The following is a 21,026-nucleotide window of genomic DNA, read 5'->3' as shown; positions in this document are numbered from 1 at the left end:
CGATGCACGAACGGCACCCGGCGCGACCGACCGAACGGCACCCGCCACGCGGTGCGCAGGCGACGCAGGGAAGGAGCGGTGACGTAGGACATGAGCAGCCACACCCGGCCGCCGCAGCCGGGCATCCGACTGCACGTCGATCTCGACGGCGATCTGCGCCCGCACCGCAGCGCGAAGATCGAGGCCCATCTCCAGGTCGACGTGGCCGCCGACGGCGCCCCCACCGATCTGCCCGCGGTCGAACTCGCCGTGATCATCGCGGTGGACGTCGCCGAGACCAACCGGGCCGTCGTCCGGCACGCCCTGCCGGCCGCGTTGCGCGCGCTGCCGGACCGGATCTCCTTCGCGGTGCTGGGCAGCGGGCCCGAGCCGGTCCGCTGCTATCCGCGCGGCGACGACGAGTGGGCCGTCGCCGACCAGTACCAGCGGCGCCGGGCCGCCTTCGGCGCGGGCGCGCTCCCGCTGCACCGGGACGGTCCGCGTCCGGCCGGGTACGCCGCCTGGGCGGCCGGGGCGCGCGCCCTGCTGGCCGGCCGGCCGGTGTCCGTGCAGCATCTGGTGCTGATCACCGACGGCAGCAGCGCGGCCGGGGAGACCCGGCTGGAGGAGGAACTGGACGTCTGCGCCGGGCAGTTCACCTGCGATGTGTTCGCGGTGGGCGCCGACTGGACCCCCGACCCGCTGCTCACCCTCGCCGAACGGCTGCACGGCACCGCCCAGTTCGTGGACGACGGCCTCGGCCGGGCGATCACCGACGCGATCGCGCGGCTGCGCCGGGTGCACACGCCCCAGCTGCCGATCGAGGTGACCCTGCGGCCCTCGGTGCGCCAGGTCTCGCTCAGCGAGAAGGCGCCCCGGCCGCACCGCCTCGGCGGGCTGCCGCAGCCGGGCCGGCCGCACCGCTGGAGCTTTCCCACCTACCAGTGGGAGCAGGGCCGACGCGACTATCTGCTGACCCTGGTCGCGGACGCCGACGACGACCCGCTGGAGACGGAGCTGCAGTTCGCCATGGTCTCCATCGGTGAGGTCCACGCGCCCGTCGTGGCCCGCTGGCATCTCCCCGACCAGTCCGCGCCGCCCGCCCGGGAGGGCGCCGGCAGTGTGCGCAGCCTCAACGCCACCGCCCGGATGCGCGGCGCCCTGCGCGAGGGGCTCGCCGCGCTCCAGGAGCAGCGGCGGGACACCGCCGAGGACCGGCTGGGGCTGGCCGCCCGGCTCGCGGCGCGGTTCGGCACGGGCTGGGTGCTGGACGAGATCCGTACGGTCGCCGACATCGAGGACGCGGCCGAGGGCCGGATCCGGCTGCGCGCCGTCGACGCCGGCACCCTCGGCCCGATGATCCTGCGCGCCGGGTCCCGTCCCGGCGCGCTCCCGCCCGACGGCGTCGACGCACCGCCGGGCCCGCGCTGCGGCAACTGCGGCCGCCGGGCCGGGAGCGAGGCCCGCCACTGCATCATCTGCGGGGAGAAGCTGCTGTGACGACCGTACGCATCGCCTCCGCCTCCTTGCGGCGGTACTCCCCCGCCGCCTTCTGGCGCCGGCGGCTGACGCCCTGGCGGACCCGCCGGCTGCTGGAGACGCATCTGCTGGTGCTGTTGCTGTGCGCGGCCGTCGCCTCGACCGCGCTGTTCCTCTCGTACCGGCAGACCCAGCACGGCGCGGAGGCCCTCGCCACCCGCGAGGCACCGGCCGTGCAGGGGCTCGCCGGCACCCGGCTGGCGGCGCTCCGCGCCGACCAGGAGGCCCACACCCTGGTGCGGATGCATCTGGTCGACGTCGCGGGCTCGGGCGAGACCTACCGCTCCCAGCTCTCCGCCGCCGACCAGGGCCTGTCCCGGATCGCCGACCGCACCGACCAGGACCTCGGCACCGTCATGGGTCTGCTGAACACCTACAGCACCTCGCTCAACCTCGGCACGTCCATCTACTACGACCAGCCGCTGATGCGGGAGCAGAAGCTCGACGAGGCGCACTCGCTGCTCACCCGCCCCAAGGTGGGGCTCGCTCCTCGCCTGGACGACCTGCAGAGGACCCAGATGGGGCACGCCAGGGCCACGGCCGCCATGGGCCGCTGGCAGCGGGCGGGGTGGTGGTTCGCCGAACTCGCCCTGGCCGCCGTGGCGCTGACCCTGCTCTCGGCGCTGTTCGTGCTGCGTGACCGCTGCGGCCGGGACTGGAACCCGTACCTGCTCGCGGCCCTCGTCCTCACCGTGCTGCTGGCGGTGTTCCCACTGCTGACGACGTCCGCCACCGAGCACGACCTCGACGGGGCGCTCGGGGACCTGCAGCAGATCACCGAGACGTCCGGGCGGACCAGCGCGGAACTGGACACGGCGCAGCAACGCGTCACGGAGTTGTCGGAGGAGGTCCGGCAGCAGCTGGCCGACGACGCCTGGACCGACCGGGTGTACCGGGCCACCGTCGTCGGCGGTCTGCTGGTCGTCGTACTGCCCGCGCTGGGGCTCGGTCTCCGGCTCGACAGCGACTACTGGAGGCGGCGGTGACCCGGCGGTTCAAGGTGTTCGTCGTCCTCGTGGTCATGGCGCTGATCGCCGCCGGCGGCATGGTGGCGGCCTGGGCGCGGCACGACGACGGGGAGCCGGTGACCATCCTCGGCACCTGGACCGGGGCCCAGGAGACCCAGTTCGAGAGCCTGTTGCGAGGCTTCGGCATCCCCTTCCAGTACCAGGGCACCGCGGCCCAGCGCGAGGTGCTGCTCTCCAAGGTGCAGTCGGGAGAGCCGCCGGACATCGTGATCATGCCGGGCATCGGCGAACTCGCCGAGTACGCCGACCAGAACCGCCTCAAACCGCTGGACAGACTCTACGACCCGGCGCAGTACGGCGCCCCGTGGAACGCGACCGGCACCAACTCCTCGCATGTGTACTGGGTCCCGGTCAAGGCGGACCTGAAGAGCATCGTCTGGTACCGGCAGGGCGAGAAGCCGCCCGAATCGCCCGCGTCGCTGCGGAGTTGGTGCATCGGCATGGGGGACGACGGTGCCTCCGGCTGGCCCGGCACGGACTGGATCGAGGACCTCGTGCTGCAACGGTCGGGCCCGGCCGTCTACGAGAAGTGGGCACTGGACTCGGGCCCGACCCGGTGGTGGCGGAGCACTCCGGTGCGCTCCGCCTGGGAGGCGTGGGCCAAGCTGCTCGGGGAGGACCGGACCGCGGCCAGACATGCCCTGCTCACCGACCATCGCGGCGCCTCGGGCGGCCACGGGCTGCTGTTCGACGGCTGGGGCGGGTGCAGGCTGGAGCACCAGGGCTCCTTCGCCCGCTCCTTCTACGCGTCCGACGCACCGCAGGCGCGCCTGATGGACTCTGCCCCGCTGCTGCCCGGCGGCGGCCCGGTCCGGGCCCACGAGGTCACCGGTGACTTCGCGGCGTTGTTCAGCGACAGCCCTCAGGCCAAGACGCTGATCCGGAAACTGGCCTCCAAGGAGGGCCAGCAGAAGTGGGCCCACCTGGGCGTCTTCTCGGCGAACCGCCAGGTGACATCGGAGGACGGCCTGATCGAACGCGAGATCTCCGAGCGGCTCCGCACGGGCCCGCGCTGCCTGGACGCCTCGGACGTCATGGCACCCGCCGTACGGGACGCGTTCTACGGGGCCGTCCTGGAGACCATCGCGAGGGTCGCCGCCCACCAGAGTCCCGACATCCCGGGCCTCCTCCAGGACGTGCAACGGGTGCAGAACGCCCAGGGCCCCCACAGCAAGGCGGCGCCGAGGACGGTGTGCAGTACGCGGTGAGGAGTTGTACGGCGCCGCCTACGCGCTCAACTCCCCGCCCTTCACGGCGGAGACGAACGCCGACCATCCCTCGGCCGGGAACACGATCGCGGGACCGTACGGGTTCTTGCTGTCGCGAACGGGGACGACGGCGGCGAAGTCGTCGGACACCTCGACGCACGCGCCACCGTCCTGGTTGCTGTAAGTGCTCTTGCGCCACGAAGCAGCGTTCAGGTCGACGATTCGCAAGGTACCTCCTCCAACCTGCGCAGAATGTACTTCCGCGACTCGACTGGGGACAACGCCAGGTCGCGTACTGAATCGTATGCCTTCTGCAAGCGCACAACTGGTGTGGATTCCTCGATCAGTTCACCCCTGTAGCCGTTCTCCGTGTAGGCCACCGTCCGGCCGTCCGGCAGCAGCAGGTACCAGAGGTCGAAGCCCATCAGGGCATGCAGGCCCGCACTGTTCGGCAGCACATGGACGGTCACGTTCTCACGCTCCGCCATCTCCAGGAGGTGTTCCAGTTGGGCACCCCACTCCCCCGCGGCTCGCAGCGGCGTCTGCAGAACGGCCTCCGAGAGAATCGTCCGGAACGACGGCGCCCCCTCCCCCTCCAACAACTCCCGCCGCCCCATGCGCGCCTCGACCTGCTGCTCCAGCTCCTCGCCCTTGAGGCCACCCACTGCCAGGAGTTCCCGCGCATACCCCGGCGTCTGCAACAGCCCCGGCAGCACGCTCACCGCGAAGTGGCACAGGCCGACCGCCATGTCCTCCAGAGCCATGTACTCCCGGTACTGCTCGCGGAACTGCGTCTTGTCCGCCCGCGCCAGCTCCCACAGCGCCAGCAACAGCCCCGGCGTCCCGTAATAGTCGTCCAGCGCCTGGACGACTTCGGGACCTCCCAGCGTCTCCCCCTTCTCCATCTTCCCGAACAGGGAACAGTCCCAGCCCAGCCGTTCACCGAGCTGCCGCAGGCTGATCCCCTTCTGCGCCCGCAACTCCCGCAGCTCCTCCGCGAACCGCTGACGCGGCTCCTGGCTGCGGCCCGTGACGACTCGCCGTTGCGGCATGATGACTCCCCTACGCTTCCGTAACGACCCCACTACGCAGCGTAATCCACCGCGTGAGGTCACGGCGCCGAATCCGCGGACGCACCCAGGGTCAGGGCGCCGTCGGGGTCCAGGGTGATGTCGACGCCGTGGCTGATCCGGTCGAGGGTGTGGCGCAGCCAGCCGCGGTCCTCGGCCGGGGCGGGCTCCAGTCGCAGCCGCCGGACCTGGAACGGCACCATCCGCAGGCCGACGAGCCGGCCCGTGTCCGCGGCCAGCGTGACGAGGTGGGCGAGACGGAGGTCGTCGCGGTACTCCTCGTAGCCGGTGATGCCCTCGTAGTCGTCGATGAAGTCTCCGCAGCCGTAGAGGATCAGCCGGTCCCGGTACACCTCGACGGCGCGGGGGTGGTGACAGGAGTGCCCGTGGACGACGTCCGCGCCGCCGTCCACGAGGGCGTGCGCGAAGCGGACCTGGCTCCGGGGGACGAGGTAGCCCCAGTTGGAGCCCCAGTGCACGGACACGACCACCAGGTCACCGGCGCCCCGCGCCCGGCGCACGGCCGTGACCGCCTCCGCCGCCGAGGAGGCCGAGAGTTCGGGGACGTAGGCGACACCGGACCGGTGCTCGACCGCCGCCCAGTCGGCGGGGATGCCGCTGGATCCCGCCCCGAGGGCGAAGACCAGCAGGCGGCGGCCGTCGCGGAGGGGGACCGCGGCGGGCGCGTACGCCTGCGCGGCGTCGCGTCCGGCGCCCGCCGTACGCAGTCCCGCGCGGTCCATCGAGTCGAGCGTCTCCGCCAGACCGGAGCGGCCGAAGTCGAGCACGTGGTTGTTGGCCAGGACGCAGACGTCGGGCCGGGCCACCGTGAGTGCGGGCAGGTTGTCCGGGTGCATGCGGTAGTGGACCGCCTTCCCCGGGGCGAACGCGTCGCTGCACGTCACCGATGTCTCCAGGTTCAGGACTCTCGCGTCCGGCGCGGTCTCCTCCAGGAGCCGCAGCGCCTCACCCCATGGCCAGGACGGGGCGACGGGAGCGGGGATCGGGCCGCCCGCGGATTCCGCGAGGCGGACGTAGGACCGGGCGTCCCCGCCGTAGTCCTCCCGAAGGGCCGGATCACCGGGGCTCGCGAGGATCTGGTCGACACCGCGCCCGAGCATCACATCCCCGCACAGGAACAGCGTCACCGTGCCGTCGCCCATGCCTCCAGACTACGTACACACCTTTGTTGGAACGTCATGACAAAGTGATTGACATCCCCTGAGGGCGACCCCATAGTACGAGTCACTAGAGCGCGCTAATAAAGCGCTCTAGCACCTGCACAGCCGTCGACGGTCGCACCCCTTGGCCGTCGGCACGGAGCTCCATCCCCGCCAGTGCGAGGCACCCGGTCGGCCACCGGTGCCCCTGCCCCCCACCGCCGGCGGTCCACCGCTCGCGCCGCGGCGAGGGCGACTGTCATTCCATGACCAGTCGACCGTCACACCCGGCGCCGGACCACCTGCTTCTCCTCCCCGTCATTTCCAGCTCGTTCCGCTCCCCAGAGCCGATCCAGACCGCACAGCGAGGTGCAAGGGACATGCACAGAAACCACCGAGCCGCCGCAATGGCCGCCACCGTTCTCGTGGGCGCCCTGCTCGCCACGGGCTGCTCCAGCAGCTCGGGCGGCAAGAAGTCCGAGAACAGCGGCGCGGCCGCGTCCGCCGGCAAGGCGTCCACGCCCCGCATGACGGTGGCCATGATCACCCACGCCCAGCCCGGCGACACCTTCTGGGACCTGATCCGCAAGGGCGCGGCCGCGGCCGCCGCCAAGGACAACATCAAGCTGGTCTACTCGGCCGACCCCAGCGGCCCCAACCAGGCCAACCTGGTGCAGAACGCGATCGACCAGAAGGTCGACGGCATCGCCCTGACCGCCGCCACGCCCGACGCCCTGAAGGCCGTCACGGCCAAGGCCGAGGCCGCCGGCATCCCCGTCGTCGGCTTCAACTCCGGTGTGGACGCCTGGAAGAAGCTCGGCATGCTCGAGTACTTCGGCCAGGACGAGAACATCGCGGGCCAGGCCTTCGGCGAGCGCCTCAACCAGCTCGGCGCCAAGCACGCCCTCTGCGTCGTGCAGGCCCAGGGCCAGGTCGCCCTCGAAGCCCGCTGCGCGGGTCTGGCCAAGGGCTTCAAGGGCAAGACCGACAAGATCTACGTCAACGGCACCGACATGCCCTCGGTCAAGTCCACCATCACCGCCAAGCTCCAGCAGGACTCCTCGATCGACCAGGTCGTCACCCTCGGCGCCCCGATCGCCCTGACCGCCATCCAGTCCGTCAAGGACGCCGGCAGCAAGGCCAAGGTCGCCACCTTCGACCTCAACAAGGACCTGGTGTCCGCCGTCCAGAACGGCTCGGTCGAGTTCGCGGTCGACCAGCAGCCCTACCTCCAGGGCTACCTCGCCGTCGACGCCCTGTGGCTCTACAAGAACAACGGCAACTACAGCGGCGGCGGCGCGGCCCCCGTCCTGACCGGTCCCGCGTTCGTCACCAAGGACAACGCCGACACGATCGCCAAGTTCGCCGCCAACGGCACCCGCTGACGGTCAGTCAGCACTCACCGGGCACTCGGGCCGTCCCCTGCGGGGGGCGGCCCGCTTGTGCCCCGTACCACCAGTTTCGGGTCCAGCACCGCCTCGCGCGGCTCCAGTTCGGGGTTCTCCAGCCGCTCCACGGCGAACCGCACCGCGTACTCGGCCATCAGCCCCGCGTCCTGACGCACCGTCGTGAGGCCGACCGGCATGAGGTGGGAGAGATGACTGTCGTCGAAGCCGACCACGGAGAGGTCCCGCGGGACCTCGACGCCACCGCGCGTCATGGCCATCAACACGCCCATCGCGCAACGGTCGTTGCCCGCCAGCACCGCCGTGGGCAGGGGCAGCCCGCGGTCGCGTTCCGCCAGCAGCAGCCGTCCGGTCTCGATGCCGGACTGCTCGGTGTGCTCACCGGGTATCACCCGGATCTCCGTCTCCAGTCCGTGCCGGCGCATCGCGGCCCGGTAGGAGCGCCGCCGCTCGGCCGACCCGGGACCCCCGCCGCCGTCGATGTGCACGATCCTGCGGTGCCCGAGCTCGACCAGGTAGTCCATGGCCTGCCGGACGCCCTTGCTCTCGGCGCTGTGCACGAAGTCGACCCGGGCCCGTGGCACCCGCCGGCTGACCGACACGGTGACGGCCCGCTGGCCGAGGCCGTCGAGGTAGGCGGGCTCCGCGTCCGGGCCGAGCAGGATCAGCGCCTCGCAGCGGTGGCCGAGCAGGGCCTCGACCGCCTTCTCCTCGCTGCGGCCGCGGGAGGCGGCGGAGAGCAGCACGTCGTAGCCGAGCCGCTCGGCCTCCGGGTAGATGCCCTCGATCAGGTCGGTGTGGAAGGTCTGGTGGACGGTGAACATCACACCGAGGGTGCGGCTGCGGCCGCGGGCCAGCAGCCGGGCCGCGCTGTCGGGGCGGTAGCCGATCTCGTCGGCGACCCGCAGCACCCGCTCGCGCGTCTCCTGGCTCGCGCCCGGCTGGTTGCGGAACACGATCGACACCAGCGCCCGGGAGACCCCCGCCCTGTCGGCGACGTCGGCCATCGTCGGCCGCTGCCTGCCCGCTGCATCCACCTGTGCACCCACCCTTCGACGGAGCCCAGCCTAGGGCCTGCCCCCGGAGCCTCCAGGAAATCCCCCGGCAACAAGGTATTGACATGACATTCGGACAGGGGTCATCGTACTCGCACTAGAGCGCGCTAGTAGAGCGCAGCAGCCAGCTGGCGACAGCCCTCCCCGTCCCCCTCTCCCCGAAGGACACGCCATGGCAACGGCGCCATCCCCCCTCCGCACCACCGTCGGCAACCTGTGCCTCGGCTCCGCCCCCGACTCCTGGGGCGTCTGGTTCCCGGAGGACGAGCACCAGGTCCCGTACACCCGCTTCCTCGACGAGCTGAATCAGGCCGGCTACGAGTGGTTCGAGCTCGGGCCCTACGGCTATCTGCCCACCGACCCGAAGGTGCTGAAGGAGGAGCTCGACGCCCGTGGGCTCAAGGTCTCCGGCGGCACCGCGTTCGGCGCGCTGCACCGCCCCGAGGCCTGGGACGAGATGCTCGCCCACGTCCGCCAGGTCGCCACGCTGACCCGGGCCGCGGGCGCCCACCACCTGGTCCTCATCCCGCCCATGTACCGGGACGAGAAGACCGGCGCGTTCACCGAGTCGCCCGAGCTGACCGCCGAGCAGTGGGCGGGCTTCGGCAAGGCCGCCGACCGGCTGGGCAGACTCCTCCTCGACGAGTACGACGTCCGCCTCGTCGTCCACCCGCACGCGGACAGCCACATCCAGACCCAGCCGGAGATCGAGCGGCTGCTCAACGAGTCCGACGGCCGGTACACGAACCTGTGTCTGGACACCGGACACGTCGCCTACGGCGGTGGTGACAACGTCGACCTGATCCGCCGCTTCGGCGAGCGTGTCGGCTATGTGCACATCAAGCAGATGGACCCGGAGATCCTGGCCCAGGTCGCGGCCGAGGACCTCGGTTTCGGCGAGGCCGTGAAGCGGGGCGTGTGCGTGTCGCCGCCGGCCGGTGTGCCGAACCCCGCCGACGTGGTGGCCGAGCTGGCGAAGCTCGACGCCGAGCTGTTCGTGATCGTCGAGCAGGACCTGTACCCGTGCGCCCCCGAGGTGCCGCTGCCCATCGCCACCAGCACGCGTGAGTACCTGAACGGCCACGGCCTGTCCGGTACCCGTCGCCCGAACCCGAACCGGTAGGAGGCGGCCGATGAACGTCAGGGACGACACGCTCCAGGCCACCGCCCCCGTCACCGACCAGCCCGCCACGGCGGTCTCCCGGCGGCTGCGCATCATCACGATCATCGCCACCTTCGGCGGACTGCTCTTCGGCTACGACACCGGTGTCATCAACGGTGCCCTGCCCTACATGAGCAAGGACCTCGGGCTGAACGCGGTCACCGAGGGCATGGTCACCAGCTCGCTGCTGCTGGGTGCCGCGCTCGGCGCGGTGGCCGGCGGCCGGCTGTCGGACGCGCGGGGCCGCCGCCGTACGATCCTCACTCTCGCGGTGCTGTTCTTCGTCGGCGCCCTCGGCGCCACCCTCGCCCCGACCACCGCGGTCATGATCGTGGCCCGCTTCGTGCTCGGCCTCGCGGTCGGTGGCGCCTCGGTCACCGTGCCGGTCTACCTCGCGGAGATCTCCCCCGCCGAGCGGCGCGGTGCGCTGGTCACCCGCAACGAGCTGATGATCGTCAGCGGCCAGCTGCTGGCCTTCACCTCCAACGCGGTCATCGCCAACGTGGGCAGCGAGTCCGGCGGCATCTGGCGCTGGATGCTGGTGATCGCCACCATCCCGGCGGTGGTGCTGTGGTTCGGCATGCTGGTCATGCCGGAGAGCCCGCGCTGGCTGGCCTCCCAGACCCGTTTCAACGAGGCACTGGAAGTCCTGAAGCAGGTCCGCTCCCGGCAGCGCGCCGAGGCCGAGCTGGCCGAGGTGTCCGCGCTCGCCGTCAAGGAGGAGCAGGAGAAGCTCGGCGGCTGGCAGGACATGCGGTCCACGCCGTGGCTGCGCAAGCTGATGTTCGTGGGCTTCGGCATCGCGATCGTGCAGCAGATCACCGGCGTGAACACGATCATGTACTACGGCACCCAGATCCTCTCGGACGCCGGTTTCGCCTCGGACACCGCGCTGACCGCGAACATCGCCAACGGTGTGATCTCGGTGCTGGCCACCTTCGTCGGCATCTGGCTGCTCGGCCGCGCCAACCGCCGCCCCATGCTGATGACCGGCCAGATCGGCACCACGCTGGCGCTCCTGTTCATCGGGGTGTTCTCCCTCGTGCTGCCCGCCGGCGACGGCCGGGCCTACGCCGTGCTCGCCATGACCGTCACCTTCCTCGCCTTCCAGCAGGGCGCGATCTCCCCGGTGACCTGGCTGATGCTGTCCGAGATCTTCCCGATGCGGATGCGCGGCTTCGGGATGGGCATCGCGGCCGTGGTGCTGTGGCTGACCAACTTCGTGATCGGGCTGGTCTTCCCGTCGCTGGTCTCCGCGATCGGGATCTCCGACACGTTCTTCCTGTTCGTCGTGGCGGGGATCTTCTCGCTCGCCTTCGTGAAGCTCTACGTCCCCGAGACCAAGGGCCGCACCCTCGAAACCCTCGAAGCCGAGCTCCGCGCGCGCTTCTCCTGACCTCTTCGAAGGACATACGACCATGACCGTACGTATCGGCGTCATCGGCGCCGGCTGGATCGGCAAAGAGCACATCCAGCGCCTCACCCACACCGTCACCGGCGCCCAGGTGACCGCGGTCACCGACATCGACCCGGTCCGTGCCGCCGAGGCCGCCGAGCCGGTCGGTGCCCGGGTGCTGCCCGACGGCGCGGCCGTGGTCGCCGCGGACGACGTCGACGCCGTCCTCGTCACCTCCTGGGGCCCCACCCACGCCGAGCACGTGCTGAACGCGATCGCCGCCGGGAAGCCGGTCTTCTGCGAGAAGCCGCTGGCCACCACCGCCGAGGACTGCCTGCGCATCGTCGAGGCCGAGCAGGCGCACGGCCGCCGGCTGGTCCAGGTCGGCTTCATGCGCCGCTACGACGCCGGCTACCGCCGGCTGAAGCAGGTCATCGACTCCGGGACGATCGGTGAACCGCTGATCGTGCACTGCGCCCACCGCAACCCGACCGTCCCGGAGTCCTACACCTCCGAGATGGCCTCGCTGGACACGGCGGTGCACGAGGTCGACGTGCTGCGCTGGCTGCTCGACGACGAGATCGTCTCCACCCAGGTGATCACCCCGCGCGCCACCAGCAAGCGGTTCGCCCACCTCAAGGATCCGCAGATCATCCTCTTCGAGACCGCCAAGGGCGTCCGGATCGACCTGGAGGTCTTCGTCAACTGCCAGTACGGCTACGACATCCAGTGCGAGACCGTCGGCGAGGAGGGCCTGGTCCGGCTCCCCGACCCGGCCGCGGTCGGCGTCCGCACCGCAGGTCAGCACAGCACCGAGGTCCTCATCGACTGGGTGGGCCGCTTCCGCGACGCCTTCGACACCGAGTTCCGCGAGTGGATCGCGGGCCTCGCGGCCGGCAACGAGCCCACCGGCCCCTCGGCCTGGGACGGCTACGCCGCCACCGTCATCACCGCCGCGACCGTCGACGCCCTGCAGTCGGGCGGCGTCGTCGCCACCGACATCAAGCCCCGCCCGGCCTTCTACGGAGGCACCGCATGAAGATCGCCCTCGACCCGTACATGTTCCGTGCCCTGCCGATCGACGACATGGTGCGCACGGTGGCCGAACTCGACTACGAGTACATCGAGTTGTCGCCGCGCGACGACTTCATGCCGTTCTTCCTGCACCCGCGTGCGGACGACGAGCGGATCGCGGAGCTGAAGAACTCCCTGCGCACGCACGGTGTGAAGCTGTCCTCGGTGCTGCCGCTGTACAAGTGGTCGTCGCCGGACGAGACGGAGCGGCAGGCGGCCGTCCGCTACTGGAAGCGGATGATCGAGATCACGGCGGACCTCGAATGCCCGCTGATGAACAGCGAGTTCAACGGGCGTCCCGAGCACGCGGCGGAGAGCGAAGCGGCCTTCTGGCGCTCCCTCGAAGAACTCCTCCCGCTCTTCGAGCGCGAGGGCATCGCCCTCAACCTGGAGGCGCACCCGGACGACTTCTGCGAGGAGAACGCCCCCGCGGTGGACCTGGTCCGCGCGATCAACAAGCCGTGGGTGAACTACCTGTACTGCGCCCCGCACTCCTTCCACCTCTCCGGTGCCGACCCCAGGGCCGACATCGCGGCGATGATGCGCTACGCCGGTGACAAGCTGCAGCACGTGCACATCGCGGACTCCTTCAACCACAAGGGCTCCAGCGGGCTGCGCTACATCCTCAACCCGCCCGGCACCACGGCCCGGATCCACCAGCACCTGGACATCGGCCAGGGCGAGGTCGACTGGGACGCCTTCTTCGGCACCCTGCGCGACCTGAACTTCGACGGCGTCGCGACCGCCTGTGTCTTCGCCTGGGAAGAGCGGGCACACGAATCCTCGGCGTTCATGCTGGACCGCATCAAGAAGGAGCTCACGGCGTAGGCGCTCCGCTGGGGGTGCCGGGGGGTGTTGTTGTTCGGCTGCGGCGCCGTCGTGGCCGGTCGCGCCCACGCGGCGGTAGCCGCACATGAATACGGCCCCGCGCCCCTCGGGGCGCTGGTCAGCGGAGGGCCTCTGCAATCGCCGCCAGCCAGGCATCGATCGGGCCTGCCGTCAGTAATCCGCTGCCCGCGCCGGCGAGTTGGCCGACGGCCGGGCGTAGCGCTTCCTGGCAGCGGCGGAGCGTCGGGCGGTCGTCGAGATCGAGGGCGGCGGCCGCCACGACACACCACAGCGCCTCCTGCACGAGGTCGACAGGGGGCTCGGGCAGTCCGCGGAGTGCTTCGCGGGCTGCCCTTTCGTCGTCGGCGGCGAGGGCGAGCGCGGGCCGGACCCAGGGGAGGTACGGCCCCCAGGCGGCGCCGGGACCGACGGCCTCCCGGATGCCGTACGGCCGCCCCGCGAGGCGGAGGCAGAGCAGCGCGAGGGGAAGCAGCCCGTCGCGCACCCCGGGCATCCCCGGCCCGTCCAGCAGTCGGTCGACCTCGCGGTAGGCGTCTTCGACTGCCCCGCTCGCAAGGGGCGGCCTTGCCTCCCCCTCCGCCGCCAGCCGCACCGCCCGGTATCCCGTCGTGAACACCCGGACCAGCGGTAGTTCATGACGGGCCGCCAGCCGGTCGGCCGCCGCCGCGTGTTCGTCGGCCGTCGTGAAGTCGGCCAGGGCGGCGCGTGCCTGGACTCGGATCAGGTGGCCGAGCACCTCGTAGGTGACCAGGCCGTGCCGGTCGGACAGGGCGATCAGTTCGGTGCCGATGGCGTCGCGGCGCGGGGCGAGTCCGGGCCGGGTGCAGGACTGCATGAAGACGCCGTTGAGGGCGAAGGCGAGCAGCGCCGGGTCGTCGAGGCGGCGGGCGAGGTGCTCCGCAGCAGCGGCCGCTTCCGCGGCACGGGCCGACCCGGTGCCGCGTGACTCCAGGGCGATCGTGGCGAGCAGCCGGCAGCGGGCCGCGTCCTGGGCCGGGGTCGCGGGGAGCCTGGCCAGGGCCCGTTCGGCGGCTTCGACGATCCGGTGGGCGCCCACCGGGTCGTCGGACCGGGTCCAGATCGCGGGGACGTCGTACGCGCCGATCACCCGCGCCGTCAGTTCCGGGTCGCCGAAGTCCTCGGCCGCCGTGATCGCCGCGAGCCGGTGTTCACGGGCCGCGGCCAGCCCGCCGGAGCCGGTCACCGCGAGGGTCCGCAGCAGGCCGACGGTGGATTCCAGGCGGGCCCGGGCACCGGCGGCCACCGTACGGTCGTACGCCTCGGTCGCCCTGGACCACACCCGGGCGGCCGCCGTGGCTGCCGGTTCTTCCGCGTCCAGGGCGGGGTCCTGCGCGAGGATGCCGGCCTCCAGCCGGCGCAGGGCCGGGCCGGGGTCGAGGCCCAGCTGGTCGGCGAGGGTGGTTCGGGCCCGGCGCAGCACCGCGAGGGCGTCGCCCTGGCGGCCGGTGCGGTACAGGGCGAGTGCGAGCAGCCGCCAGGCCTCCTCGCGCCATGGATGCCCGGTGAGGTGGGCATCCAGATCGGGCACCGCCTCGGCCGCCCGGCCCCCGGCGAGCAACGCCTCGGCCCGCTGCTCCACCGCCCGCAGCCGCAGCTCGGCGAGCCGGGCCCGCTCGGCACCGGCCCACTCCTCGTCGGCGAACTCGGCGTAGGCGGGCCCCCGCCACAGCTCCAGCGCCGTACGCAACGACAGCGCGGCCTGCGCGGGCTCCTCCGTCGCGGCCGTCTCCACTGCCTTCTCGAACCGACGGGCGTCCACCGCATCCGTGCGCAGGGCGTAGCCGGGGCCGTCGGTGACCAGCAGCCGGGCCGGGGTGCGGGGCGGGCGGTCGGGTTCGAGGGCGCGGCGCAGGTCCCCCACGAAGGTGCGGACCGCGCCGAGGGCGGTGGGCGGTGGCTCGTCCCAGAGGTCGGCGACCAGGCGGGCGACCGGCACGACCCGTCTGCGGGCGACGATCAGCCGGGCCAGCACCGCGCGGTGCCGGGGACCCTTCAGGGCGAGCGGGACTCCGGCGCGCTCCGCCGTGACCGGCCCGAGGACCCCGAAGACGACCTCGTCCTTGCTCACCCGCCCACCGTACGTGCTGCTGATCGGCTGCTGATCCGGGCACGGGAGTCTCGGCGCATGAAGCACATGAAGCACATGGACATCCCCGGTTTCCAGCAGCGCCGCGTCCCGGTCGCGGACGGTGTCTCCCTGCACACGGCCGTGGGCGGCACCGGCAGCCCGGTCGTCCTCCTCCACGGCTTCCCCCAGACCCACCTGATGTGGCGGCACGTGGCCGCCGGTCTGGCCGCCGACCACACCGTGATCTGCCCCGACCTGCGCGGTTACGGCGCCAGTGACAAGCCGGCCGACGCGGACGGGTCGTCGTACTCGAAGCGGACGATGGCCGCGGACGTCGTGGCGCTCGCCCGGGCCCTCGGCCATGAGCGCTTCGCGCTGGCCGGGCACGACCGGGGCGCCCTGGTCGCCTTCCGGGCCGGGCTCGACCACCCGGACGCCGTCACCCACCTGGCGCTGCTGGACGTACTGCCCACCGTGGACATGTGGGAGGTGCTGCACGGTGCCTCGGCCGCCGTGGCCTTCCATCTGTATCTGATGGCCCAACCCCCAGGGCTGCCGGAGCAGTTGATCGGTGCGGCCCCGGAGCTGTTCTTCGGGCACTTCCTCGACCTGTGGTCGCGGGACCCGGCCGCGATCCCCGCCGCCGTCCGCGCCGTCTATCTCGCGGCCTGCCGGGAGGCGGTGCCCTCGATCGTGGCCGACTACCGCGCCTCGGCCGGTGTCGACGTCGAGCACGACCTGGCCGACCGGGCCGCCGGGCGGGTCCTGGGCATGCCGGTCACCGTGCTCCAGCAGGACTGGGGTGCCGCCCTCGGCTACGACGCGGCCGCGGTGTGGCGGGCCTGGGCACCGGACCTTGAGCACCGCACGGTGGACTGCGGGCACTTCATGGCCGAGGAGGCACCGGACGAGGTCACCGACGCGATCAGGAAGGCACTCGCCCGCTGACCGGTCGGGGTCCCGGCGCCGGGACCCCGACCTACATGGGCATCAACTGCGCCTGAACCACGGGGAGTTCGGGCGGGAGTCGCGGACCTTGTCGTCCTGGTGGCCGAAGCCGTCGGCGATCGAGACGAGCCGGTACCGGCCGCCGTCGTGCTGGACCCAGCACAGGGTCGTGCCGCCGCTGCGGAACTTGCCGGGGACGAACTGGAAGGCGTCCACCTTGGTGACGCCGTCCAGCGACCGCCACCGGCCGAGATCACGGTCGTCCCGGTCGAGGATGTCCGTGTGGTTGGTGTCCTCGGTGACCGACACAAGACGGTAGCGCTGGCCCTGCGGGGTGGTGTGGTAGAGCCAGTACTGGGACTTGCCGTCCATGTGCTGCATGTCGGGCACCGGCAGGACCGCGTCGACGTGGGTGACGCGGACACTGCCGCCGAAGGACTTCCAGTTGGTCAGCGGCCGGTCGTCGCCGACCTTGCGGGTGGTGTGGCGGGCGTTGTGGGCGATGTTGATGCGCCGGTAGACCTGGGTGCCGTTCACGGTGTGGAAGAGCCAGTAGCTGCTCTCGCCGTTGAGGTCCTGTTCGTCGGGGACGGGCCAGATGGCGTCGACCCGTTCCACTCCGGCCAGCGCCGGCCAGGTGCCGAGGTCGGCGCCGGTGCCGATGGCGAGGGCGGTGGCGGCGTCCGAACCGGTGGTCAGCTGCCCGGCCTCGTCCGTGCCGACGCCGACGACCCGGACCGTACGGCCGGAGAAGACCCAGTACCGGTCCGCCACGTCCGGCCAGGGCAGGATCTCGTCGATGGGGCCGGGCTGGACCGGGGGCTGCTGGTCCCCGATGGGCTGGGGGGCCGTGGTCTGGCCGCCGGTCACCGGAGTGCCGTCCAGGCGGCCCTCGCCGAGGTTGCGCAGGGTGGTGAGCGAGGGGGTGAAGGCGTAGAGGGAGCCCTCGGTGTTCACGAAGGGCTTGAAGTGCAGTGTGGTGGTCTCGGCCTTGCCGTTGGTCTTCGTCGCGAACGCGACGTCGCCGCTCCCGATCTCCGTCAGGGCTCCGGCGATCATCGGGTCCGGGCCGGGCATGGGTTCCCGGTCGGGCGGGAAGTTCGGGGTGTTGACCCAGTTGCGCTGCATGAACTCGAACTGCCGGACCAGGTCGGCCTGGTAGCAGATGAACACCAGGCCGCGCGGTTCGTCGGGCCCGCCCTTCGAGGAGGCGGGGTCGAACGGTGCGCCGTAGGGGATGCCGCGGCGGATGATGCGGCGCGGGTCGAGGACCTCCTCCTCGATCGGTTCCTGGTCGATGAGCCCGTCGCGCGGGTTGGTCTTGCGCAGATGGGAGAAGAGGGGGGTGATGACACCGTCGGGGTCGTCCTTGTAGCTGATGACGTTGTCCGGATCGGTGTCGGGGTCCTGGGCGAGGTCCGGGTGGTTGTGGACCGAGGCACCGCACCGCCAGCGGCCCACCAGCCGGGCGGCGAGCCACTCGCTCGTCGTCCTGGGCCCCACCACTCCGGCGTCCTTGAGCCGCTGCAGCTCGGTGGCGACCTGCGCCCACCAGCCGGGCACGTCCTGGCCGAGCCGCCGCACGACCTGGAAGGAGCCGTTGCGCATCCACTCGGGCACGCCCTTGGGCAGGGCGGAGCCGGTGGCGCCGAGGACGAAGAGGTCGGCGGAGATGAGCCGGGCGCCGGGCTCGGGCGTCTCCTCGATGCCCGCCACGTTCGGTTCGCTGACGCCGTCCTTGAAGCCGAAGTGCTCCCGGCCCTTGCGGGTTCCGGGCAGGACGTTGCCGGGCTGGACGTGGGCGATGCTGATCCCGGCCCGGGAGACGGCGTCCTGCTGACGGCCCAGCTCCTCGCCGAGACCGCTCTCGGTGTCGGAGGCGACGGTGAGCACGGCGTGCGTGACCTGGTTCTGCGCGGCGCCGAACAGCCAGCGGGCGGGTTCGTTCCGGTCGACGTCGCCCAGGACGTCCGCGCGGAAGGCGGCGCCCTGCACGAAGGCGCCGATCGTGCCGCGGCCCTGGTTCTCGGGCAGCAGGTCCGTCTTGCCGGTGAGGTGCGCCAGCCCCGGATAGGTGAGGCTGAGGCCCACCCAGGTGGCCTTCAGGTTGGCCGGGTCGGCTCCCATCGAGTTGTGGCGGGCCTCGCTGAACTTGGTGTTGAACGCGGCGACCTGCTGGGTCGTGGCCAGCCGCGGCACCAGGTCCTTCAGCCAGCTCCGGGCGGCGGCGGCATCGCCGAACCGGAGGAAGAGCAGCGTGACGTTGTCCTTCCTGAACCCGGCGAGGACGTCGCCCTGGATCTCGGTGCTGTCGCGCAGCGATACGGGGGTTGCCATGGATCTCCCTCGGTGAGGTGGGGACGGGGACGGCGAGGGCGCGGTCAGGCGTTGGGGGTGAGCCGCACCCACTGGGCCTTGCTGGGCACGCCCCGGTCGTCGAGGAGGAAGAGCAGGTAGTAGCCGGGAGGAGCGTCCTTGGCGGTCTGCGGGGCCCGTAGCCGCAGCGTGTTGCCGGCCCGCCTGGTGATGTCGAGCTGGATGCGGCGCTGGCTGGTGTCCACCGAGTGGGTGGAGGTGATGGGCGCCATCAGCACGGCCTTGTCGATGTCGTCCGGCGTAAACGAGTCGACGTCGAAGGTGGCGCCGTAGCCCACCGGGCCGCGCGGCACATGGGCCAGGTCGGGCCGGGTACCGCCCTGGTGCAGGTACGGCGGCTCGTAGATCTCGATGCTGCCGTTCATCCCGGACTTGATGTCGGGGTTGTTGGCGATCTCCTGGAGCTCGTCGCCGGTGATCATGATGCGGCCGTCGGGCAGCAGGACGGCGTTGGAGTGGTAGCCGCGCGGCAGCCGCTGCTGGGGGCCGGTCCGCCAGGCGCCGTCGGCACCGCGGATCTCGGTGTTGCGCCACTTGTCGTCGGTGTTGGGGTTGTACTGGCCGTTGCCGTAGTCGCGGATGTCGAAGCCGCCGTTGACGGTGAGGAGCCGGCCGTCGGGGAGGATCAGCGTGTCGTCCTGGGTACGGCCGAAGGCGCGCGAGGTGTCCTCGCTCCAGGTGCCGTTCGAGAACTTGTAGGTCTTCGGGTTGTTGCGGTCGCCGCCGAGGATCAGCACCGAGTCGGGGCCGGCGCCGGGGGCGGTGTTGGGCAGGGCCACCGCGGAGCCGTAGTTGCGCATGCCGCCGTCCGGGCGGCTGCGCAGCGGCTGCTCGGTCCTGGCGTCCGTGTCGAAGACGAACTGCTCGTCGAAGTTCCGTCCGAAGCCGTAGATCCTCCCGTCCCGCAGGGAGAACAGGTGCGGGTAGTCGGTCGAGTAGTCGGCCTTGGTCGACTGCCACTTCTCCAGCGACTGCCCCTGGGGCGTGGTCGCGGGGTCGTACGCCACGTCCTTGCCGTTGGCCGGGAACTGCTCGATCGACTTGGAGAGCTTGCCCCAGCCGATGTCCCCGTGGCCGGAGGTGATGAACTGCCGGCCGTCGGAGCCGGTGACGACCGAGGGGTACCAGCGGCCCTCGGCCATGTCCTGCTCGCGGTACCAGGTCTCCTTCCAGGGGTCGAAGACCAGGGCGAGGTGGGCGCCGGTGCCGTGGTTGCCGCCGAGGTTGCCGCCGAAGACACCGACCATGCCGTTGGGCAGATAGGCGTGCCCGGCGCAGAAGACGGGCGCGGGCCGGTCCTCGTTCAGGCCGTCGTCGATGGGGACCACGGGCGGGGTCACCTTGGTGAAGGCGTCCTTGCCGTAGCCCTTGGCCGGGTCCCAGAGGTAGGCGCGGCCCGCGTTGGCGCTGCCGATGACCTCGGTGGGCGCGGTCTCCTTGTTGGGGCTGGTCTCGACGGCCTCGAAGGAGAACAGCAGCACCTTGCCGGTGGGCAGCAGCGCCACGTGGTCGCCGTAGTCGGGGCTGGAGAAGTACTGGTTGAACGCGCCCGACTGGCTCGGCGTGAAGGCCTTGTTCGCCTCGGCCTGCGAGGTGGTGTGCTCGTTCAGCATGCGCGTCCGAAGCGGCTGCGGATATCCGGCGTCGACCGCGCGCAGCCCGATCCGGTCCCGGGCCAGTGCCTCCGCGCGGGCCTGCCCGAGGGCCTTGACCTCCTCGGGGCGGACCTCCTTGGCGAGCTGCTCACGGGTGATGTGCACACCGCCCGGGTGGTGGGGATCGGCGGTGTGTGCCGCCGCCGGGGTGAGGGCGAACACGGCGGGGGCGGTGAGGGACAGGACGACCGCGGCGCAGCCTGCCGCGAACGTCCACCGCCCACGGGGCAGCCGGGATCTACGGGACAGGGGGGTCACGGGGGACATGGAACTCCTCACGGAGAGCGACGAAACGCGAGCAGTAAATCACACAGCGTTGCGATTGAAGTTCGCCCTGTTGTTCGCCACCTCGAAAGATTGACCGCTTTGCCCCGATGGGGTGTAACGCTGCGTGTCCGCCGGATCGCTACTGCCAGTGACGTCTCCAATGGTCGGAAACCCGTCCCCCGCCCCTCCTGGGAGCCACCGCATGCCTGGAACGACCCCCGGAAAGACCTCCGTGACCTGTGCCGCCCTGGTCGCGTCCCTGGTCGCCTCCCTGTTCGGCGTCGCCGCCACCGCCCCGGCCGTCGCCGCGAGCGACCCGCCGCAGCCGCCCCAGCACATCGCCGGTGAACTCATCCGCGGCGGCGCCGACGGCAGGCCGCACCAGGTGTTCTGCCCGGCGATGCAGCACGTCTACAGCGGCGGCTTCGAGATCACCGCCCCGCGCGGCACCCGGCTCGGCCCGGAGCCGACCGACGTCCTCGTGGACCGCCCCAACGACAACGCCACCGGCTGGATCGTCGCCGTGCACAAGGACCTGGCCCGGCGGAAGAGCTCGCGGGACGGCGGGCCCGGGATGCACGAGCCCGGACCCGCCGACCTGACCATCCATCTGGTGTGCTCGGACGACACGATGTCGCACGGCGCCTGAGCACCCCGGCAGCATGCCCGAGCGGCCCGGCCCCCCCGGGGGGGGGGGGCGCGCGGGGGGGGGGGGGGGCCCCGGGCCCGGGGGGTGTGGAGGGGAGGGGGGGGGGGGGAGAAACG

The 21,026-nt window shown here is 71.7% G+C and carries 17 protein-coding genes; 10 read left to right on the top strand and 7 right to left on the bottom strand.

Annotated features, from left to right (window positions below; all coding sequences use genetic code 11):
* Positions 1-90: 90 nt before the first annotated feature.
* From ACIRR9_RS15385 to ACIRR9_RS15375, 3 genes are read left to right on the top strand one after another with little or no spacing between them, the layout of a single operon-like run.
* Positions 91-1,479: a hypothetical protein gene (locus ACIRR9_RS15385; protein WP_403751417.1), complete on the top strand. Its 1,389-nt coding sequence runs from the start codon at positions 91-93 to the stop codon at positions 1,477-1,479.
* Entirely contained in the window at positions 1,476-2,504 is a 1,029-nt protein-coding gene (locus ACIRR9_RS15380; RefSeq protein WP_403751415.1) for a hypothetical protein, read from the top strand. The genes ACIRR9_RS15385 and ACIRR9_RS15380 overlap by 4 nt, the downstream gene beginning before the upstream one ends.
* Positions 2,501-3,754: an ABC transporter substrate-binding protein gene (locus ACIRR9_RS15375; protein ID WP_403751413.1), complete on the top strand. Its 1,254-nt coding sequence runs from the start codon at positions 2,501-2,503 to the stop codon at positions 3,752-3,754. The genes ACIRR9_RS15380 and ACIRR9_RS15375 overlap by 4 nt, the downstream gene beginning before the upstream one ends.
* An 18-nt stretch (positions 3,755-3,772) precedes the next feature.
* Here the strand turns inward: ACIRR9_RS15375 and ACIRR9_RS15370 are convergent, their stop codons facing one another.
* From ACIRR9_RS15370 to ACIRR9_RS15360, 3 genes are read right to left on the bottom strand one after another with little or no spacing between them, the layout of a single operon-like run.
* Complete coding sequence (locus tag ACIRR9_RS15370; RefSeq protein WP_403751411.1) at positions 3,773-3,982, bottom strand: DUF397 domain-containing protein; 210 nt, start codon at positions 3,980-3,982, stop codon at positions 3,773-3,775.
* Positions 3,964-4,806, bottom strand: a complete 843-nt coding sequence (locus tag ACIRR9_RS15365) for a helix-turn-helix domain-containing protein (RefSeq protein ID WP_403751409.1) — start codon at positions 4,804-4,806, stop codon at positions 3,964-3,966. Before ACIRR9_RS15365 ends, ACIRR9_RS15370 begins: the two co-directional genes overlap by 19 nt.
* 59 nt (positions 4,807-4,865) lie before the next feature.
* Positions 4,866-5,987 (bottom strand): CapA family protein, encoded by a 1,122-nt coding sequence (locus tag ACIRR9_RS15360; protein WP_403751407.1) that lies wholly within the window; start codon positions 5,985-5,987, stop codon positions 4,866-4,868.
* A 377-nt stretch (positions 5,988-6,364) separates the two neighbouring features.
* Here ACIRR9_RS15360 and ACIRR9_RS15355 point away from each other — a divergent pair, with 377 nt between their 5' ends.
* A complete protein-coding gene (locus tag ACIRR9_RS15355) occupies positions 6,365-7,369 on the top strand; it encodes a substrate-binding domain-containing protein (RefSeq protein ID WP_403751405.1) in 1,005 nt (334 codons plus the stop codon).
* A 14-nt stretch (positions 7,370-7,383) separates the two neighbouring features.
* On the opposite strand, the gene ACIRR9_RS15350 is transcribed toward ACIRR9_RS15355, so the two are convergent.
* Complete coding sequence (locus ACIRR9_RS15350) at positions 7,384-8,397, bottom strand: LacI family DNA-binding transcriptional regulator (RefSeq protein ID WP_403751403.1); 1,014 nt, start codon at positions 8,395-8,397, stop codon at positions 7,384-7,386.
* A 220-nt stretch (positions 8,398-8,617) separates the two neighbouring features.
* Between ACIRR9_RS15350 and ACIRR9_RS15345 the strand changes: the two genes are divergently transcribed.
* From ACIRR9_RS15345 to ACIRR9_RS15330, 4 genes are read left to right on the top strand one after another with little or no spacing between them, the layout of a single operon-like run.
* A complete protein-coding gene (locus ACIRR9_RS15345; RefSeq protein WP_403751401.1) occupies positions 8,618-9,568 on the top strand; it encodes a TIM barrel protein in 951 nt (316 codons plus the stop codon).
* Positions 9,569-9,578: 10 nt separating this feature from the next.
* Entirely contained in the window at positions 9,579-11,003 is a 1,425-nt protein-coding gene (locus ACIRR9_RS15340) for a sugar porter family MFS transporter (protein ID WP_403751399.1), read from the top strand.
* A gap of 22 nt (positions 11,004-11,025) precedes the next feature.
* Complete coding sequence (locus tag ACIRR9_RS15335; RefSeq protein ID WP_403751397.1) at positions 11,026-12,042, top strand: Gfo/Idh/MocA family oxidoreductase; 1,017 nt, start codon at positions 11,026-11,028, stop codon at positions 12,040-12,042.
* On the top strand, positions 12,039-12,905 hold the full coding sequence (locus ACIRR9_RS15330; RefSeq protein WP_403751395.1) for a sugar phosphate isomerase/epimerase family protein: 867 nt from the start codon (positions 12,039-12,041) through the stop codon (positions 12,903-12,905). Before ACIRR9_RS15335 ends, ACIRR9_RS15330 begins: the two co-directional genes overlap by 4 nt.
* 118 nt (positions 12,906-13,023) lie before the next feature.
* Here ACIRR9_RS15330 and ACIRR9_RS15325 read toward each other — a convergent pair whose 3' ends face one another.
* Positions 13,024-15,015 (bottom strand): BTAD domain-containing putative transcriptional regulator, encoded by a 1,992-nt coding sequence (locus tag ACIRR9_RS15325; RefSeq protein WP_403751393.1) that lies wholly within the window; start codon positions 15,013-15,015, stop codon positions 13,024-13,026.
* A gap of 57 nt (positions 15,016-15,072) precedes the next feature.
* On the opposite strand from ACIRR9_RS15325, the gene ACIRR9_RS15320 reads away from it, so the two are divergent.
* Positions 15,073-15,963, top strand: coding sequence for an alpha/beta fold hydrolase (locus ACIRR9_RS15320; protein ID WP_403751391.1), 891 nt, complete (start codon positions 15,073-15,075; stop codon positions 15,961-15,963).
* A 42-nt stretch (positions 15,964-16,005) separates the two neighbouring features.
* Here ACIRR9_RS15320 and ACIRR9_RS15315 read toward each other — a convergent pair whose 3' ends face one another.
* Both ACIRR9_RS15315 and ACIRR9_RS15310 read right to left on the bottom strand, forming a co-directional pair.
* Complete coding sequence (locus tag ACIRR9_RS15315; RefSeq protein ID WP_403751389.1) at positions 16,006-18,300, bottom strand: Dyp-type peroxidase; 2,295 nt, start codon at positions 18,298-18,300, stop codon at positions 16,006-16,008.
* 44 nt (positions 18,301-18,344) lie between these two features.
* Positions 18,345-20,261, bottom strand: a complete 1,917-nt coding sequence (locus tag ACIRR9_RS15310; RefSeq protein ID WP_403751387.1) for a galactose oxidase-like domain-containing protein — start codon at positions 20,259-20,261, stop codon at positions 18,345-18,347.
* A gap of 202 nt (positions 20,262-20,463) precedes the next feature.
* Between ACIRR9_RS15310 and ACIRR9_RS15305 the strand changes: the two genes are divergently transcribed.
* A complete protein-coding gene (locus tag ACIRR9_RS15305; protein ID WP_403751385.1) occupies positions 20,464-20,910 on the top strand; it encodes a hypothetical protein in 447 nt (148 codons plus the stop codon).
* The last annotated feature ends 116 nt before the right edge of the window (positions 20,911-21,026 follow it).

This window comes from Streptomyces sp. NPDC101234 (assembly GCF_044767525.1).
GTDB lineage: Bacteria > Actinomycetota > Actinomycetes > Streptomycetales > Streptomycetaceae > Streptomyces > Streptomyces sasae.
This window is presented reverse-complemented; position numbering and strand designations above follow the sequence as displayed.

Coding starts and splice junctions, on each gene's coding strand:
- ACIRR9_RS15330 (WP_403751395.1), top strand. CDS start 12,039: ATGAAGATCGCCCTCGACCCGTACATGTTCCGTGCCCTGCCGATCGAC.
- ACIRR9_RS15335 (WP_403751397.1), top strand. CDS start 11,026: ATGACCGTACGTATCGGCGTCATCGGCGCCGGCTGGATCGGCAAAGAG.
- ACIRR9_RS15340 (WP_403751399.1), top strand. CDS start 9,579: ATGAACGTCAGGGACGACACGCTCCAGGCCACCGCCCCCGTCACCGAC.
- ACIRR9_RS15345 (WP_403751401.1), top strand. CDS start 8,618: ATGGCAACGGCGCCATCCCCCCTCCGCACCACCGTCGGCAACCTGTGC.
- ACIRR9_RS15355 (WP_403751405.1), top strand. CDS start 6,365: ATGCACAGAAACCACCGAGCCGCCGCAATGGCCGCCACCGTTCTCGTG.
- ACIRR9_RS15385 (WP_403751417.1), top strand. CDS start 91: ATGAGCAGCCACACCCGGCCGCCGCAGCCGGGCATCCGACTGCACGTC.
- ACIRR9_RS15350 (WP_403751403.1), bottom strand. CDS start 8,397: ATGGCCGACGTCGCCGACAGGGCGGGGGTCTCCCGGGCGCTGGTGTCG.
- ACIRR9_RS15320 (WP_403751391.1), top strand. CDS start 15,073: ATGAAGCACATGAAGCACATGGACATCCCCGGTTTCCAGCAGCGCCGC.
- ACIRR9_RS15315 (WP_403751389.1), bottom strand. CDS start 18,300: ATGGCAACCCCCGTATCGCTGCGCGACAGCACCGAGATCCAGGGCGAC.
- ACIRR9_RS15310 (WP_403751387.1), bottom strand. CDS start 20,261: ATGTCCCCCGTGACCCCCCTGTCCCGTAGATCCCGGCTGCCCCGTGGG.
- ACIRR9_RS15360 (WP_403751407.1), bottom strand. CDS start 5,987: ATGGGCGACGGCACGGTGACGCTGTTCCTGTGCGGGGATGTGATGCTC.
- ACIRR9_RS15305 (WP_403751385.1), top strand. CDS start 20,464: ATGCCTGGAACGACCCCCGGAAAGACCTCCGTGACCTGTGCCGCCCTG.
- ACIRR9_RS15365 (WP_403751409.1), bottom strand. CDS start 4,806: ATGCCGCAACGGCGAGTCGTCACGGGCCGCAGCCAGGAGCCGCGTCAG.